Annotated in this window: 15 protein-coding genes; 3 read left to right on the top strand and 12 right to left on the bottom strand. The window is 55.9% G+C overall.

Features of this window, described 5'->3' with window-relative positions:
* Window positions 1-8 precede the first annotated feature (8 nt).
* Window positions 9-1,172 carry an acetyl-CoA C-acyltransferase FadA gene (fadA, locus tag ACSPHG_RS01100; RefSeq protein ID WP_435951630.1) on the top strand — a complete coding sequence of 388 codons (1,164 nt, stop codon included), beginning with the start codon at window positions 9-11 and terminating at the stop codon, window positions 1,170-1,172.
* Window positions 1,173-1,423: 251 nt separating this feature from the next.
* Here the strand turns inward: fadA and fre are convergent, their stop codons facing one another.
* Together fre and ubiD are read right to left on the bottom strand one after the other, a co-directional pair.
* Window positions 1,424-2,125, bottom strand: a complete 702-nt coding sequence (gene fre / locus ACSPHG_RS01095; RefSeq protein WP_435951629.1) for an NAD(P)H-flavin reductase — start codon at window positions 2,123-2,125, stop codon at window positions 1,424-1,426.
* 47 nt (window positions 2,126-2,172) lie between these two features.
* Window positions 2,173-3,666, bottom strand: a complete 1,494-nt coding sequence (gene ubiD / locus ACSPHG_RS01090) for a 4-hydroxy-3-polyprenylbenzoate decarboxylase (RefSeq protein ID WP_435955918.1) — start codon at window positions 3,664-3,666, stop codon at window positions 2,173-2,175.
* A 178-nt stretch (window positions 3,667-3,844) separates the two neighbouring features.
* Between ubiD and rfaH the strand changes: the two genes are divergently transcribed.
* Window positions 3,845-4,333: a transcription/translation regulatory transformer protein RfaH gene (gene rfaH / locus ACSPHG_RS01085; protein ID WP_435951628.1), complete on the top strand. Its 489-nt coding sequence runs from the start codon at window positions 3,845-3,847 to the stop codon at window positions 4,331-4,333.
* 65 nt (window positions 4,334-4,398) lie between these two features.
* Here rfaH and hemB read toward each other — a convergent pair whose 3' ends face one another.
* From hemB to udp, 10 genes are all read right to left on the bottom strand, one after another.
* A complete protein-coding gene (hemB, locus tag ACSPHG_RS01080; RefSeq protein WP_435951627.1) occupies window positions 4,399-5,421 on the bottom strand; it encodes a porphobilinogen synthase in 1,023 nt (340 codons plus the stop codon).
* Between the two features lie 15 nt (window positions 5,422-5,436).
* Window positions 5,437-6,216: a 3'-5' ssDNA/RNA exonuclease TatD gene (gene tatD, locus ACSPHG_RS01075; RefSeq protein WP_435951626.1), complete on the bottom strand. Its 780-nt coding sequence runs from the start codon at window positions 6,214-6,216 to the stop codon at window positions 5,437-5,439.
* Between the two features lie 42 nt (window positions 6,217-6,258).
* A complete protein-coding gene (tatC, locus tag ACSPHG_RS01070; RefSeq protein ID WP_435951625.1) occupies window positions 6,259-7,035 on the bottom strand; it encodes a Sec-independent protein translocase subunit TatC in 777 nt (258 codons plus the stop codon).
* Window positions 7,036-7,037: 2 nt separating this feature from the next.
* Window positions 7,038-7,580 carry a Sec-independent protein translocase protein TatB gene (gene tatB / locus ACSPHG_RS01065; RefSeq protein WP_435951624.1) on the bottom strand — a complete coding sequence of 181 codons (543 nt, stop codon included), beginning with the start codon at window positions 7,578-7,580 and terminating at the stop codon, window positions 7,038-7,040.
* A 3-nt stretch (window positions 7,581-7,583) separates the two neighbouring features.
* A complete protein-coding gene (tatA, locus tag ACSPHG_RS01060; protein WP_435951623.1) occupies window positions 7,584-7,844 on the bottom strand; it encodes a Sec-independent protein translocase subunit TatA in 261 nt (86 codons plus the stop codon).
* A 79-nt stretch (window positions 7,845-7,923) separates the two neighbouring features.
* Window positions 7,924-9,564 carry a ubiquinone biosynthesis regulatory protein kinase UbiB gene (ubiB, locus tag ACSPHG_RS01055; RefSeq protein ID WP_435951622.1) on the bottom strand — a complete coding sequence of 547 codons (1,641 nt, stop codon included), beginning with the start codon at window positions 9,562-9,564 and terminating at the stop codon, window positions 7,924-7,926.
* On the bottom strand, window positions 9,561-10,166 hold the full coding sequence (ubiJ, locus tag ACSPHG_RS01050) for a ubiquinone biosynthesis protein UbiJ (RefSeq protein WP_435951621.1): 606 nt from the start codon (window positions 10,164-10,166) through the stop codon (window positions 9,561-9,563). Before ubiJ ends, ubiB begins: the two co-directional genes overlap by 4 nt.
* A gap of 13 nt (window positions 10,167-10,179) precedes the next feature.
* Window positions 10,180-10,935 (bottom strand): bifunctional demethylmenaquinone methyltransferase/2-methoxy-6-polyprenyl-1,4-benzoquinol methylase UbiE, encoded by a 756-nt coding sequence (ubiE, locus tag ACSPHG_RS01045; protein ID WP_435951620.1) that lies wholly within the window; start codon window positions 10,933-10,935, stop codon window positions 10,180-10,182.
* An 85-nt stretch (window positions 10,936-11,020) separates the two neighbouring features.
* Complete coding sequence (rmuC, locus tag ACSPHG_RS01040) at window positions 11,021-12,460, bottom strand: DNA recombination protein RmuC (protein ID WP_435951619.1); 1,440 nt, start codon at window positions 12,458-12,460, stop codon at window positions 11,021-11,023.
* A gap of 133 nt (window positions 12,461-12,593) precedes the next feature.
* Window positions 12,594-13,355, bottom strand: a complete 762-nt coding sequence (gene udp, locus ACSPHG_RS01035) for a uridine phosphorylase (protein WP_435951618.1) — start codon at window positions 13,353-13,355, stop codon at window positions 12,594-12,596.
* 249 nt (window positions 13,356-13,604) lie between these two features.
* Here udp and ACSPHG_RS01030 point away from each other — a divergent pair, with 249 nt between their 5' ends.
* A complete protein-coding gene (locus ACSPHG_RS01030) occupies window positions 13,605-14,432 on the top strand; it encodes a dienelactone hydrolase family protein (protein ID WP_435951617.1) in 828 nt (275 codons plus the stop codon).
* The last annotated feature ends 23 nt before the right edge of the window (window positions 14,433-14,455 follow it).

Here is a 14,455-nt window from a genome sequence, read left to right as displayed (position 1 = left end):
GAGTGAATATGGAAAAGGTTGTAATTGTCGATGCCATCCGCACCCCGATGGGCCGTTCCAAAGGCGGCGCGTACCGTAACGTGCGTGCGGAAGATCTCTCTGCGCACCTGATGCGCAGCATTCTCTCGCGGAACCCGGCGCTGGAAGCCGCGGCGCTGGACGATATCTACTGGGGCTGCGTGCAGCAAACGCTGGAGCAGGGCTTTAACATCGGGCGAAACGCCGCGCTGCTGGCAGAAATTCCGCATTCCGTTCCTGCCGTGACCGTAAACCGCCTGTGCGGTTCTTCCATGCAGGCGCTTCATGATGCCGCCCGCATGATCCAAACCGGCGACGCTCACGCCTGCCTGATCGGCGGCGTGGAGCATATGGGCCACGTGCCCATGAGCCACGGCGTTGATTTCCATCCCGGCCTGAGCCGCAACGTGGCGAAAGCTGCCGGTATGATGGGCCTGACCGCCGAAATGCTGGCGCGCATGCACGGCATCAGCCGCGAAATGCAGGACCAGTTTGCCGCCCGTTCGCATCAGCGCGCGTGGGCCGCTACCGAAGCCGGTCATTTTAAAAATGAAATCGTCGCCACCAGCGGTCACGACGCTGACGGCGTGCTCAAACGCTTTAACTACGATGAGGTTATTCGCCCGGAAACCACGGTCGAAGGCCTGGCCACGCTGAAACCTGCGTTTGACCCAGTGCATGGGACCGTCACCGCAGGCAGTTCATCCGCGCTGTCGGACGGCGCCGCCGCCATGCTGCTGATGAGCGAATCACGCGCCAAAGACCTGGGCCTGAAGATCCGCGCCCGCATCCGTTCAATGGCGGTAGTCGGCTGCGATCCGTCAATCATGGGCTACGGCCCGGTTCCGGCTTCGAAAATGGCGTTGAAGAAAGCGGGCCTCACCGCCGCCGATATCGACCTGTTTGAGATGAACGAAGCCTTCGCCGCGCAGATCCTACCGTGCATTAAGGATCTGGGGTTGATGGAGCAGATCGACGAGAAAATTAACCTGAACGGCGGTGCCATCGCGCTCGGCCACCCGCTTGGCTGTTCCGGCGCGCGTATCAGCACCACCTTGCTGAACCTGATGGAACGCCGCGACGCGCAGTTTGGCCTCGCCACCATGTGTATCGGCCTGGGCCAGGGCATCGCCACCGTTATCGAACGTGTTTAATTAAGGAATTAACCCCTAAATAATTCGCGCTGCATCACGGCGGCAACTGAGTGAATCCCCGGGAGCATAGATAACTATGCGACCGGGGTGAACGAAGGCAGCCAACAAAGAGGCAGCGTGAATGATGACGGGGAAGAGTTTAGTTGTCGTTCTTCCCGCCTGTCAGGGGCGGGTTTTTTCTTTTTAATCGCCCATAAACGCAAAAACCACCGACGATGCGGTGGCTTAAGTTTTCGGGACGCTTTACGCGGTTAGATAAACGCGAAGGCATCTCCGAACATGCGGTCAACGTTGGCCCCGCGTTCGTTACAGAACAGGTCACGCGCAATCTTCGCCATCTCAAAACGCCCGGCAATATAGATATCGTGCCCGGCAAGCGTGCCGTAATCCTGCATCACCGCCGTTAGCACGGTGCCATTGCGCCCGCGCCAACCCTCTTCCGGCTGCTCGACCACCGCTTCAACGCGCAGATTCTCATGCTTCACCGAAAGCGCTTCCAGCTCGGCCAAATCGTACAGATGCTTCTCTTCGCGGCCGCCCCAGTAGATGGCGATTTCACGCTGCGGGTTGCGCGCCAGCGCGGTCAGCAGGATAGAGCGCACATAGGAGAAGCCCGTACCGCCAGCAATCAGAATCAGCGGACGATCTTCATCGTCGCGCAGCCAGGCATCGCCATGCGGGATATCAACAACGATTTCCTGCTCTTTCAGAATACGGTCCATTACGGCCATCGCGTACAGATTGAGTTCCGAAGCACCGATGTGCAGCTCGATAAACTCACGCTCGCTCGGCGTGGATGCCATGGAGAACGGGCGTTTATCACGCTCATCCATCACCACCATCAAATACTGTCCGGCCTGAAAGGAGAAATCCGCTTCCGGCAGCAATCGAACGCGATATACCGTATCCGTTATCGCTTCTACCGAGGTCACTTTACAGCTTAAGGTTGTCATGCGTCCCCTCTGTCGGGTCAATAATGCTAAACGGTAAAAATCGCCCCTCAGGCGCTCTTACCGTTATCGAAAATAGCCAGTTCATCCCAAATTGCATCAATACGCGCGCAGACTTCCGCATCTTTTTTGATAGGACGCCCCCACTCGCGCTGGGTTTCTCCTGGCCATTTATTGGTGGCATCCAGTCCCATTTTTGAACCAAGGCCGGAAACCGGCGAGGCAAAATCCAGGTAATCGATCGGCGTGTTCTCGACCAGTACGGTATCACGCGCCGGATCCATACGCGTAGTGATGGCCCAAATAACATCGTTCCAGTCACGCGCGTTGACATCGTCATCGCACACGATGACAAACTTGGTGTACATAAACTGCCGCAGGAAAGACCAGACGCCCATCATCACGCGCTTGGCGTGCCCGGCGTACTGCTTCTTAATGGTCACGACCGCAAGACGATACGAACAGCCTTCCGGCGGCAGATAGAAATCAACAATTTCCGGGAACTGCTTTTGCAATATCGGCACGAAGACTTCGTTTAACGCCACGCCCAGCACCGCCGGTTCATCCGGTGGACGGCCAGTATAGGTCGAATGATAAATCGGGTCGTCGCGCTGGGTAATATGCGTCACCGTAAACACAGGGAAATTATCTACTTCATTGTAGTATCCCGTGTGGTCGCCATAAGGCCCTTCCGGTGCCATTTCACCCGGCTCAATATAGCCTTCAAGCACGATTTCCGCGCTCGCCGGTACTTCTAAATCGTTCGAAATACACTTCACGACTTCGGTTTTAGTGCCGCGCAGCAGTCCCGCAAAAGCATACTCCGACAGGGTATCCGGAACGGGCGTCACCGCACCAAGGATGGTTGCCGGGTCAGCGCCCAGGGCGACAGAAACCGGGAAGCGTTCGCCGGGATGCGCCGCACACCACTCCTGGAAATCCAGCGCGCCACCGCGATGCGACAGCCAGCGCATAATCAGCTTGTTCTTGCCGATCAGCTGCTGGCGATAAATACCGAGGTTTTGCCGTTCTTTGTGCGGACCACGGGTGACCGTCAGCCCCCAGGTGATAAGCGGTGCGGCGTCTTCCGGCCAGCACTGCATAATGGGAATTCGGTTTAAATCGACCTGACCCCCTTCGAGGATCTTTTCCTGACAGGGCGCGCCGCGCAGCCGTTTGGTCGGCATATTCAGCACTTGTTTAAACTGCGGGAGTTTGTCGAACAGGTCGCGGAAGCCTTTCGGCGGTTCCGGCTCTTTCAGGAAGGCTAACAGCTTACCCACTTCACGCAGGGCGGAAACATCTTCCTGCCCCATTCCCATCGCGACCCGCTTCGGCGTGCCAAACAAATTGCACAGCACCGGCATGCTGTAACCTTTCGGGTTTTCGAACAGCAGCGCAGGGCCATTTGCCCGCAGAGTACGATCGGCAATTTCGGTCATTTCCAGATGCGGATCGACAGGCATTGCGATACGTTTTAGCTCACCGCGCTGCTCCAGCAGTGTAATAAAGTCGCGTAGGTCGTGGTATTTCATGCAGTTAATCCGTGCCCGTAGAATGGCGGCCATTATACGGACTTCAACCAGCGCATGCTGTATTTTTGTTAAAAACTGGTAACTGTCTGACCTTTAACCCACCGGCCGTTGGTTATACTTGTGCTGGCTATCTCTGAGTTCGACCTTTTGTTATTCTTGCGCGCTCAATGAGGTGAGATGAGAAATTATGGAATCCTGGTATCTTCTGTACTGCAAACGAGGACAGCTGCTGCGGGCGCAAGAGCATCTTGAACGCCAAGCGGTCAACTGTCTTACCCCGATGATCACGCTGGAAAAGATGGTGCGTGGAAAGCGAACTGCAGTCAGTGAGCCGTTGTTCCCCAACTATATGTTCGTGAAGTTCGATCCGGAAAACATTCACACCACTACGGTCAATTCTACACGCGGCGTGAGCCACTTCGTCCGTTTTGGCGCCCAGCCCGCCAACGTGCCGGAGGAAGTCATCGACCAGCTGATCAACTATCATCCTGACGATGTCACCGATCCCGATACCCCCTATCCTGGCGATAGCGTAGTCATTACCGAAGGGGCGTTTGAAGGGCTTGAGGCGATTTTCAGCGAGCCGGACGGCGAGGCGCGTTCGATGCTGCTCCTCAATCTGCTCAACAAGCAGGTGAGGCAGAGCGTGAAGAATACGGATTTCAGAAAGCTGTAAGGCAAAACTTTAGGGCGGGTGGCCCACCCTACAAAGCACAGCAGAGTGGACCACCTGACTAACGACTAACGCTGCATCTGCTCATCGTGAAGCCACTGCGCAACACGCTTAGAGAAGTACGTCAGCACGCCATCCGCACCGGCACGCTTGAAGCACAGCAGGGATTCCATAATCGCAGGTTTCTCTGCCAGCCAGCCGTTTTGAATCGCCGCCATGTGCATCGCGTACTCGCCGGACACCTGGTAGGCAAAGGTCGGCACGCCGAAGGTATCCTTCACGCGGCGAACCACGTCCAGATACGGCATCCCCGGTTTTACCATCACCATGTCAGCGCCTTCCTGCAGATCCTGCGCCACTTCCTGAAGCGCTTCATCGCCGTTCGCCGGGTCCATCTGATAGGTCTTTTTGTTGCCGCCTTTCAGGTTGCCGGAAGAGCCAATTGCGTCACGGAACGGGCCGTAATAGCAGGAAGCGTACTTCGCCGCGTAAGACATAATCTGCGTATTCACCAGACCCTCTGCTTCCAGCTGGTCACGAATAGCGCCGATGCGCCCGTCCATCATGTCGCTAGGCGCGATAATTTCAGCCCCGGCTTCCGCGTGGGAAAGGGCCTGGCGTACCAGAATTTCGCGGGTAATATCGTTGATAACGTAACCGTCTTCGTCGATAACTCCGTCCTGCCCGTGGGTGGTATACGGGTCTAACGCAACGTCGGTCAGCAAACCTAAATCTGGCACGGCATCTTTGAGCGCACGCACGGCGCGCTGCACCAGACCGTTCGGATTATAGGCTTCTTCGGCGTGGAGAGATTTCCCTGCGCTCTCAATCACCGGGAACAGGGAAAGGACAGGAACACCCAGTTTCGCAACGGCTTCAGCCTCTTTGAGCAGCAGGTCGATAGTCATGCGGTAAACGCCCGGCATCGACGCCACTTCTTCCTGACGATTCTGACCTTCCATCACAAACACCGGGTAGATCAGATCGTTAACCGTTAGCTGGTTTTCTGCTACCAGGCGGCGACTAAAATCGTGGCGGCGGACACGGCGCATACGGCGGCCGGGAAACGTACCGGGAAATGCATAGCTCATTTACTTTCTCCTGATTTAAGCCAGCCGGAATAAACGGCGGGCATTGTCATCTGTTATCTGCGCAAGCCAGGCGGGATCTTCTCCGCGCCAGTGGGCTACCTGATTGAGGATGTGGGGCAGATAGCAGGGTTCGTTCCGGCGGGAAGCAGGTTTTGGTTTAAGATCCCGCGGTAACAAATAGGGGGCGTCGGTTTCCAGCAGCAATTGCTGAGCGGGAATCATCGGCAGCAGTTCTCGCAGTTCAAGGCCGCGACGCTCGTCGCAAACCCAGCCGGTAATACCGATAAACAGACCGCGCGCTAAGCATTCACGCGCTTCGGCCTGCGTTCCGGTAAAGCAGTGCAGCACCACGCCCGGTAGCTTATCAAGCCAGGGATCCAGCAAAGCGATAAAGCGTTCGTGCGCTTCACGACAGTGAAGGAATACCGGCATCATCAAATCGGCCGCCAGGGCGAGCTGCGCGGTAAAAGCACGCTCCTGCTCGGCGGGCGTCGAAAAGTTACGGTTGAAGTCCAGCCCGCATTCGCCGATGGCGACAACCTGCGGAGCGCCGGCAAGTTGGGTGATGGCATCCGCTATGGCGTCGTCCCACTGGCTGGCATCGTGTGGATGCACGCCTGCGGTAGACCAGCAGCCTTGATAAGCCTGCGCCATCACGAGAGCCTGCTGGCTTTCATGGAAGTTGGTTCCGGTAATCAGCATACCGCTGACGCCAGCCTGCTGCGCGCGCAGCACAACGTCCGCGTGGTCTTTAGCAAACTGCGAACTGGTTAGATTGACACCGATATCAAACATATAGCGTTCCAAACGACGACCGCCCTTACGGGCGGCCAGTTATCAGGACTCTTTTTCAGAGTGCTCATCTTCTTCTTCAACGTCTTCCCTATCCCGACGGCCTTTGCCGACATAGTAGCGGGAGAAGAACACGCCGACTTCAAACAGGCAGTACATCGGTATTGCCAGCAGCGTTTGGGAGAAGATATCCGGCGGCGTTAACAACATACCCACCACGAAAGCACCGACGAAAATATAGGGGCGCTTTTGTTTTAACGCTTCAGGGGTAGTTACGCCCATCCAGCACAGCAGGATAATGGCAACCGGCACTTCAAACGCCACCCCGAAAGCCATAAACAGCGTCATGACGAAATCGAGGTACTTGCTGATGTCGGTAGACATTACCACGCCTATCGGCGCGGTTTTTGTCAGAAAACCAAATGCCAGCGGGAAAACGACAAAATAAGCAAAAGCGATACCGATATAGAACAGCAACGAGCTGGAAATCAGCAGCGGCGTGACCAGCTTGCGTTCGTGCTTATACAAAGCTGGCGCGATAAACGCCCAGATTTGATAAAGGATGACCGGCGCGGACAAAAATACCGAAACGTAGATCGTCAGCTTAATCGGCGTGAAAAATGGCGATGCCACGTCGGTGGCAATCATCGTCGACCCTACCGGCATTTGCTTAATCAGCGGGGCGGAGACGATCTGGTAGATGTCATTAGCGAAATAGACCAGCGCCAGAAAAATCACCAGCACAGCGATAATGCTGTTTAACAGTCGCTTGCGCAGCTCAATCAGGTGGGTGATGAGCGGTTGGGTATCTTCAACGGCCATGGTTACTGTTTATCACTCGAAGGTTGAGAAGAGGCAGAGGTGGCAACAGGTTCCGGCGCGGCTTTTACCTGGGGCGGGATAGATTCTTTCACCGGCTCGGCTTTCGTGGTTTCCACCGCTTCAGGGGCCTGGTCAGGCGCGCTCGCCTGATGCGCTGCAGCCGCAGGGGTCACCCCTTCATGGCTATCCTCAGGATCTTTCACCAAAGGATTGTGGATGGTATGCGCCTCATCGCTCGCTTTTTCCGGGTCCTGCGTGTAGGAACGCTTCATGGATTCCGCCGCCTGACGCAGCTCATCCATTGAGGCTTTCAGCTCCGGCGTGAGGTGATCCATGCTCGCTTTTTCAACCTTTTTCAGGCTGTCCTGCAATTCCTGGATTTTCAGTTCCTGAGCCAGCTCGTTTTGCACCGTGGCGGCAAGAGAACGCAGCGCACGGATCCAGCCAACGACCGTTTTGACGGCCACCGGCAGGCGCTGTGGCCCCAAAACAACGAGGCCAATCACGAAGACCAGCAGCAGTTCGCTAAAACCAATATCGAACACGGTTTACACCTGCTCTTTATCGTTGCTCTTTGCTTCGTCTTTTTTCACGTCGCCAGGCTGTTTGTCCGCCAGAGTTTTCGCGTTGAAGTCAGCGTCCTGAACGGATTTGTCTTTTTCTTTCTCATCATCGTCGCTCATGGCTTTTTTGAAGCCTTTGATGGACGCGCCCAGATCGGAACCGATAGAACCCAGCTTTTTAGTACCGAATAGCAGGACGACGATGACGGCAATGATCAACAATTGCCAAATACTGATACCACCCATAATGTTGCCTCAAATCACTCAGATGTATGTGTAACGGCCGATATTATACGGCACGTTGCCTGTTAATGACGATTAAATTTCAGGCAGAACGCCGCCAGCCAATCAGCCAGACGACGATGCCTCCAGCCATCAACCAGGCGGGCATAAGCTCCCACTCCGGTTTGTTTATCAGCAGCAAAGTACCACTTAGTATAAGCGTGGCCCCGATACCGAACAGATAACGCGACTGTCCCTGCCGCACATGATGCTGATGCAGGTCGCGTTGAATTTTATCAAGGCTGTGCTGCAAATGCTTGCCCTGGCGCAAACTGTCGTACACCAGTTCCGGCAGTTCCGGCATTTTTTCGACCCAGAACGGCGCTTTTTCTTTAAATGCTCGAACCAGAGCAGGAATACCAACCTGATCTTTGATCCAGTTTTCCAGGAATGGCTTGGCCGTTTTCCACAAATCTAGCTGCGGATAGAGCTGCCTTCCGACGCCTTCAACATACAAAAGGGTCTTTTGCAGTAAAACCAGCTGCGGCTGCACTTCCATATTGAAACGGCGTGCCGTATTAAAGAGATTCAGCAACACGTGGCCGAAAGAAATCTCCGCCAGCGGCTTCTCAAAAATCGGTTCACAAACGGTACGGATGGCGAACTCAAACTCTTCAACGTTAGTGTCTAACGGCACCCAGCCCGAATCGACGTGCAGCTCGGCGACTTTACGGTAGTCACGGTTGAAGAAGGCAATGAAGTTTTCCGCCAAATAGCGCTTGTCTTCTTTGTTAAGCGAACCCACGATGCCGCAGTCGATGCCGATATACTGCGGATCTTCCGGGTGCTCGTAGCTGACGAAAATATTACCGGGGTGCATATCCGCGTGGAAGAAGCTGTCGCGGAATACCTGAGTAAAGAACACCTGCACGCCACGTTCAGCCAGCAGCTTCATGTTCGTGCCCTGGCTTTCAAGCATCGCAACATCCGAAACCGGGATGCCGTAAATCCGCTCCATAACCATCATGTCCTGGCTACAGTAATCGGAGAACACTTCCGGCACGTAGAGCATCGGGCTGTTTTCGAAGTTGCGGCGTAGCTGAATGGCGTTCGCCGATTCGCGCAGCAGGTTCAGCTCGTCTATCAGGGTCTTTTCGTAGTCGCGCACCACCTCCATCGGACGCAGGCGCCGCCCATCCGGTAGCAGCCTCGGCACCCAGCGCGCCAGCCGGTAAATCAGCTTCATGTCGGCTTTGATGACCGGCAAAATATCCGGGCGAATAATTTTGATCACCACCTCGCGGCCATTCTCTTTCAGGCGAGCGGTGTGAACCTGCGCGATAGAAGCGGAAGCCAGAGGCGTGATGTCAAAATCATCAAACCAGGTTTCGACGGGAATACCGCCCATCGCCTGTTCAATTTGTTTCTTTGCCAGCTCGCCATCAAAAGGCGCAACGCGGTCCTGCAGCATTGCCAGCTGATCGGCAATCAGCGGCGGGAACAAATCGCGGCGCGTGGACATCATCTGCCCAAATTTGATCCACACCGGCCCGAGTTCCTGCAGGGCAAGGCGCAGACGTTCGCCTAATTCCTTGTCTTTGTGCCGGTTTGGCATCCAGAACAGCGTGCGCCGCCAGATGCGTAGCGGCAGCGTGATGCGAATGCGGGGAATGAGCTCATCAAGGCCATAGCTGAGGAAGGTACGAATGATGAAGTAGAGACGACGAATTTCTCCTGGCGTCATTTGCCCTCCAGCTTGTCCAGCCGCGCGCCCAGGGCGTCGACTGCGCGTTCAACGGCGGTCGTTTCTTCGGCAAACCAGGCCACTTCAAGCGGGCCTGGCGCCATGCGCCACTCTTCGGTAATGGCTTCGGCAAGATACTGCTGATTGCGGCTAAAACCTTTTTTCAGCAACTTGCCGCCGCCACGCACAATTTTACTGATGCCTTCCGCTGCAATATCGCCGATGTACGGCGCGAGCAGCTCAGCCGGGTCAAACTCCGCCAGGTCCATCAGCGCAACCCAGTTTTGCACAACCTGCAGGTCGCCCTGCACTTCCAGCTCGCCGCTGCGAATAAGCGCGGTCAGCTGTTGGCGGTCACGCAGTTTTGGCAGGACGGCTAAACGGGTGATTACCCGGCAATCCGCCTCGCCTTCCCACTCGCCCAGCACGTCAAGCTGCTGCTCACTGAAGACCAGCACCAGAGGTACCGCGAACTCTTTGAGCTCAACGCGCAGCACTTTGCCCATCAGACGCTGGCGGGCAGATTTCAGCCCACGGTCGCGCCACAGAAAGGTATTCAGCACGCTTTCCAGACCGGCGGTCACAAGCGGTGTAAATGGCATCAGCAGCTCCCGGTCAGAATTTGTAGCCACGGTGCAGGGCAACAATCCCGGCGGTCAGGTTGTAATAGGTGGTGTTTTCGAAGCCAGCGTCTTCCATCATCGCCTTCAGAGTGTCCTGATCGGGATGCATGCGGATGGACTCCGCCAGGTAGCGGTAGCTTTCCGCGTCCTGGGCAACCAGCTCGCCGATGCGCGGCAAGATATGGAACGAGTAGGCATCGTAGGCTTTGCTTAGCGGCTCGATAATCGGCTTGGAAAACTCAAGCACCAGCAGGCGGCCACCCGGCTTCAGCACGCGGTACATCGAACGCAGCGCTTTTTCTTTGTCGGTGACGTTGCGCAGGCCAAAGGAAATGGTAATGCAGTCAAAATGGTTATCCGGGAACGGCAGCGCTTCGGCGTTCGCCTGAACGTAGCTCACGTTACCCACCACGCCGATGTTGCGCAGCTTTTCACGGCCCATTTTCAGCATAGAGTCGTTGATATCCGCCAACACAACTTCACCCGTTTCACCGACCAGTCGGGAGAATTTTGCCGTCAGATCGCCGGTACCCCCGGCCAGATCAAGCACTCGCTGCCCGCGACGCACGCCGCTGCAGTCGATAGTAAAACGTTTCCAGATACGGTGAATGCCAAACGACATCAGGTCATTCATGACGTCGTATTTTGCGGCCACAGAGTGGAACACATGAGCCACCATATCGGCTTTCTGCTCCTTCGCTACGGTGCGGAAGCCAAAGTGTGTTGTTTCCTGGGATTCATCAGCCATCTCATTGCCTGCTTATCAAAAAAATGTACGTGAAGTGTAACAGAATGGGCGCTAAAGCCCTATGCTTCAAGCCGTCTGTGTGTGCTTAAGCCTGACGCTCACCGGCAATTTTACGCTCGTCTAAGCTGCTGTCCTGATGGGTTTCTTCATCGAGCTCATGCCCAATACGCGCCGCGTTATCTTCGTCTTCCTGCCGCGCCTGCTCGACCAAATCCGGATTAATCTCGCGCTTTACTTCAACGCCCAGCCCGCGGAAGGCATCGGCCTGCACGAGGATATTTCCCCGCCCGGAGGCCAGTTTCTTCATCGCCTGCCGATAGTTATCCTGCGCCTTATCAAGGCTTTGCCCGATGGCGGACATGTCGTCAACGAACAGCCGCATTTTGTCATACAGGCGGCCCGCCCGTTCGGCAATTTGTTGCGCATTGCGGCTCTGGTGCTCATAACGCCACAAATTGGCAATGGTTCTCAACGCCACCAGCAGGGTGGTTGGGCTGACGAGCATGATATTGTTCTTCAGCGCTTCGCTGATGAGCTCCGGCTGGCGATCGATGGCCAATAAGAATGCGGGTTCGATGGGGATGAACATCAGAACATAGTCCAGCGAACGCAGGCCGGGAAGCTGCTGGTAGTCTTTACGGCTCAGCATGCGGATGTGGTTGCGAATGGCCGCAATGTGCTCGTTGATAGCGCTATCGCGGGTTAGTTCATCGTCCCCATTGTAATAGCGCTCGTAGGCCACCAGCGTCATTTTGGCATCGATAACCACGTCTTTGCCCTGAGGCAGGCGAACGATAACGTCAGGCTGCATGCGGCTGTTGTTTTCAAGCTGAATATTCACCTGGGTCTGGTATTCGTGCCCTTCGCGCAGGCCGGAGGCTTCCAGCACGCGGGTCAGCACGACTTCGCCCCAGTTCCCTTGGGTTTTATTGTCGCCTTTCAGCGCTTTGGTGAGGTTGAGGGCTTCCTGCGCCATCTGCGCGTTAAGCTGCTGGAGATTACGGATTTCATGCGTGAGGGTGTGACGTTCGCGCGCTTCCTGCCCGAAGCTGTCCTGCACCTGGCGGCGAAAGCCGTCGAGCTGTTCGCGAAGCGGCGTCAGCAGGCCGTTCAGACTCTGGCGGTTTTGCTCTTCGACCCTGCGCCCGCTCTGCTCAAAAATGCGGTTGGCGAGATTTTCAAACTGCTCGCTTAAGCGCTGCTCGCTGTTGATCATCTGACGGTGCTTGTCTTCGGCGTGCAGGCGGGTTTGCTCAAGCAGCGTGGTTAATTCGCGCAGATCGGCTTCCTGGGCGCTGTTGATTTCAAGCTGGTTGCGCAGCTCGCGGTTAAGCTGTTCGCATTCTTCTTTCCAGTGTTGCTGCTGGATCAGCTCCTGGCGAGCCGCTTTGAGCTCACCGTAGATTTCTCTTTGCTCTTCGTACAGGGCCGATTGCCGCTGTGCCGCCCGTAAGCTTGCCAGCAGCCAGCCTGTCAAAACGCCTACCAGAGCAACGCCCAGCCCGAACAATATTGAGATATCCACTTCGCCTCCTGCATCCACGCCAATCACCAGCAAGGTAAAATTCTGCTGTATAAATGTCCAGATGAAAAGGAATTTCCTGCGAGGTGTTACGCAAAGCGTAAATTAAAGCCGGCTTTCACCGGCTTTGGAGGGACTAGATCAGGCGACGAGCGGCCTCAACGACGATCTTCACGGCATGGCTTTCGGTCTGCTTCATGGTTTCGGCGTTAGGGATTTCCTGCTGGGTGCGGTTAACGATAACACCGGCAACCATCCCGGCGCGCAGGCCCTGGCTTGCACACATGGTCAGCAGGGTCGCGGACTCCATTTCATAGTTCATCACGCCCATCTGCTGCCACTCTTCCATGGAGCCTTTGAAGCGGCTAACCACGCGGCCTGAGAAGGTGTCGTAACGCTCCTGGCCCGGGTAGAAGGTGTCGGAGGAAGCGGTTACGCCAACGTGGGTGTTGGCGCCGATGGATTTCGCCGCTTCTACCAGCGCGGTAGTACACGCGAAGTCGGCAACCGCCGGGAATTCCATTGGCGCGAAGTGCAGGCTGGCACCGTCAAGACGCACGGACGCGGTAGTCACCAGGACATCACCAACGTTAATGTGCGGCTGAATCGCACCGGTAGTGCCGATACGCAGGAAAGTGCGAATGCCCAGTTGAGCCAGCTCTTCAACGGCGATTGAAGTAGACGGGCCGCCGATACCGGTAGAACAAACGATCACTGCTTTACCGTCTAACTCAGCACGCCAGGTGGTGAATTCGCGGTGGGCAGCCAGTTTGACCGGCTTGTCCATCAGCGCGGCGATTTTTTCAACTCGCTCCGGATCGCCCGGGACGATAGCAAGCGTTGCCCCCTGCAGGTCGTTTTTAGTGAGGCCGAGGTGAAAAACATCAGACTTGGACATAACAGACTCCTCTGTTGAGTAGGGTTGGCTTACGCCGCAAAGCGGTACTTTACAGAACCACTGAACATAATTTCGTGACGCATTTCACTTTGAATGAAACAAATTACATCATTTTCAATCTGATTAGTGATAAGCATCACATATCAGACTGCACTTGTTCAGATATCAGGCACAAAGAACGTTTTTTGCCATCCGGTGATGCTACTAATCCTGGCTATAGTTATCCCACTGCGCTAACGGAGAATGCCAATGAAAGAAGAGCAATCCACACACAACGGGCCGGGCGGAACCTTCGCACCGGCCGCATCGCCGCTTGCATCAACCGTTGTCCACACGCCGGAGGAGACTATCCAGGCGGGCGAGACATCGATTCCTACTCAAGGCGACAACATGCCCGCCTACCACGCTCGCCCGAAAAATGCGGCAGGCCCCTTGCCGGTCGTGATTGTGGTTCAGGAAATTTTTGGCGTACATGAGCACATTCGCGACGTCTGCCGCCGTCTTGCGCTGGAAGGGTACCTGGCCGTCGCGCCGGAACTGTACTTCCGCCAGGGCGATCCGAATGATTATGCCGATATCCCCACCTTGTTCAGCGGGCTGGTTTCGAAAGTACCGGACGCGCAGGTGCTTGCGGATCTCGATCACGTCGCCAACTGGGCTTCACGCAACGGCGGGGACGCGCATCGCCTGATGGTCACCGGCTTCTGCTGGGGCGGACGTATTGCATGGCTATACGCCGCGCATAACCCGCAGCTTAAGGCCGCCGTGGCCTGGTACGGCAAGCTGGTTGGCGAGAAAACGCTGAACTCGCCGCACCATCCGGTCGATATCGCCATCAATCTGAATGCCCCGGTATTAGGGCTGTACGGCGGGCAGGACACGGGCATTCCGCAAGATAGCGTGGAAACCATGCGGCAGGCGCTGCGCGCCGCAAATGCTCATTCGGAAATTATCGTCTACCCGGATGCGGGTCATGCATTTAACGCGGACTATCGCCCGAGCTACCATGAAGAGTCGGCAAAAGACGGCTGGCAAAGGATGCTGAAGTGGTTTGAGCGTTACGGCGTGAAGAAGTAAAAAATGCCCCTCGATTGAGGGGC

The organism is Dryocola baronae (assembly GCF_051297175.1).
In the GTDB taxonomy this organism is placed as follows: domain Bacteria; phylum Pseudomonadota; class Gammaproteobacteria; order Enterobacterales; family Enterobacteriaceae; genus Dryocola.
The sequence above is the reverse complement of the archived record's forward strand: the minus strand, read 5'-3'. Positions and strand labels throughout refer to the sequence as shown.